This window comes from Streptomyces sp. NPDC059247, from assembly GCF_042754005.1.
Lineage (GTDB): Bacteria > Actinomycetota > Actinomycetes > Streptomycetales > Streptomycetaceae > Streptomyces.
This window is the reverse complement of the sequence record NZ_JBHYZW010000057.1, coordinates 1-1,952: the sequence shown is the minus strand read 5'-3', so window position 1 is coordinate 1,952 and position 1,952 is coordinate 1. Positions and strand designations below refer to the sequence as shown.

The window sequence follows — 1,952 nt, the reverse complement described above, 5'->3', positions numbered from 1 at the left end:
AAATCGGTTTGTCATTCTGACAAATAACCCTTCGGGAAATAAAAAAAACGGCTCCATAAAGAGGAACCGTTTTGCTTCAAAAATCACGTTTTGTGTTATACTGGAGAAACGAAATTGTGTTTTCAAAATTGTCATTTTCGACATGATAACTTTTCTCGTAGTGTGGTTTTGCCGAACCCACTACTTTTTTTATGTCTCCGAACTTCATTTCTTCCCGTTCCGGCTTAACAATCCCTTTTGATTTTCGATACATATTCATTCCGGAAGGATACATGTGCAGCCGTCCGCCTTTTAAAAATTTCTTTTCCCGACCTTCTACGATCTTTGTTTGCACCTCACAGCCCTCTGAAGCCACTTTTAAGGCTGTTTCCCTGTCTTGGACATCTTCTAGGTCTATATCAGTCAAATAAGCGCTCAAATAGGCTCCTATGTTGTCTATATCCTTTAATGACTTGATTGTTACAAATCCTAAACCCCATAGACTCCTTAATTCAGCATTTTTAATATAAATCTTATCCAAATCATTAAAGCGCATTAAAACATGACAATGCCAGGCTCCACGTCCTTGTGGCTCTACCACCGATAAATAATCTATCGAACTTTCTTTCTTGTATTTATAACGCAACCTGTCGATAAAATTTTGAAAATCACTATAAAGTTTTTTCGTGTCCGTCATATTTTTCTTGTATGTCAAAGTTATATGTAATTCATTTGGCCGTCCTATAAAATTGTTATTTATCAAATAACGCAGCTTCTTAAAGGTTTGTCTCAAAGAATTATAATTTTCCTGCCGATTTTCCGAATGCTCGAACTCCCGGATCTCCCCAGTAGAGAGGTCTACAAACCTATCCTTGTCCAATTTTTTGATATTATTTTTCCGGTTCATCTTCTCCATATGCTGAACTTCAATGACGTGATTCATAGTGGTCACTTTTACAACATCATTTGGAGCTATGAAAACCGCGTCACCATTGCGTTTATCCATCCATTTCCCCTCAATTTTTCCTGTAATGTTTAATTAAAATCAAGTTAATAATAAAGAACCCCAAATCCGAAGTCAGTTTTTCAACAAAAATTAGCGTCCTTTTCCCAAATAGTCCCTATACAATTCCTTAATAGCAAACTCAATTACAGCATCTTTTGAAACTCTTCCAAATTCATTGTGTTTTGTAAAATGTTCGGCTAATAACTCTAGCTTTTTAAATGTTTCAACAGTAATTCGAGGTCCAATTTGTTTTTTCTCTTCCATCCAAACACACTCCTAACAAGTTGTTAACATAATTCTAACATTGGAAATAATAGAATTCAAGAACAGAAAAAAGAAGCACACTCGGAATGATATTTCGTTTCCTTTTGATTCCGAGCCTCCACCCCTTACAATCCCCAAAGGCAACCGACAAGGGAAAATTCGTCCCTTATCGGCACCTCCGGAAATTGTACAGCAAGGGGTCACTCCCAATAAAAAGACTACGACATATAAAACAGGTTTAGCTTCAGAGAAAAAGAGCATAAGGAAACTCGGTGCCACCCTAAAAAAAAGGGTGTCAAACAGGCTGTGCCTGTTGAGTTTCTATGCTCTTAGAACAGGTGCCGTTTTTGAAGCCAAAGATATAGCATAGATACCCCATAGATATAGCAGGGATATACCAAAATATCTCTAGAGATACGGGTATCTATGCTATATCTCTCTACAAGATTCCTCCACACGCTTGACGGAAATGCTTCAGCATTTTAGCACTCACTCGACAGAGTGTATAAGTGCGCCATTCGGAATTTCAAAGCTTCAAATTTCACAGAGAGTGCCCATTTATACACACCCCCTAAATCGTGGTGTGACAATGGGTTCTCGCCGGCTCGAAATCGGTTTGTCATTCTGACAAATAACCCTTCGGGAAATAAAAAAAACGGCTCCATAAAGAGGAACCGTTTTGCTTCAAAAATCACGTTTTGTG

2 protein-coding genes are annotated in these 1,952 nt (G+C 37.9%); both read right to left on the bottom strand.

Going from position 1 to position 1,952, the window contains the following annotated elements; translation table 11 throughout:
• Positions 1–76: 76 nt before the first annotated feature.
• Positions 77–985: a hypothetical protein gene (locus ACFXGN_RS32755; RefSeq protein WP_375839305.1), complete on the bottom strand. Its 909-nt coding sequence runs from the start codon at positions 983–985 to the stop codon at positions 77–79.
• A gap of 90 nt (positions 986–1,075) precedes the next feature.
• Entirely contained in the window at positions 1,076–1,249 is a 174-nt protein-coding gene (locus ACFXGN_RS32750; protein ID WP_375839303.1) for a hypothetical protein, read from the bottom strand.
• Positions 1,250–1,952: the final 703 nt, after the last annotated feature.

Excerpts from the sequence above, each read along its gene's own strand:
- ACFXGN_RS32755 (WP_375839305.1), bottom strand. The coding sequence starts at position 985 with ATGGATAAACGCAATGGTGACGCGGTTTTCATAGCTCCAAATGATGTT.
- ACFXGN_RS32750 (WP_375839303.1), bottom strand. The coding sequence starts at position 1,249 with ATGGAAGAGAAAAAACAAATTGGACCTCGAATTACTGTTGAAACATTT.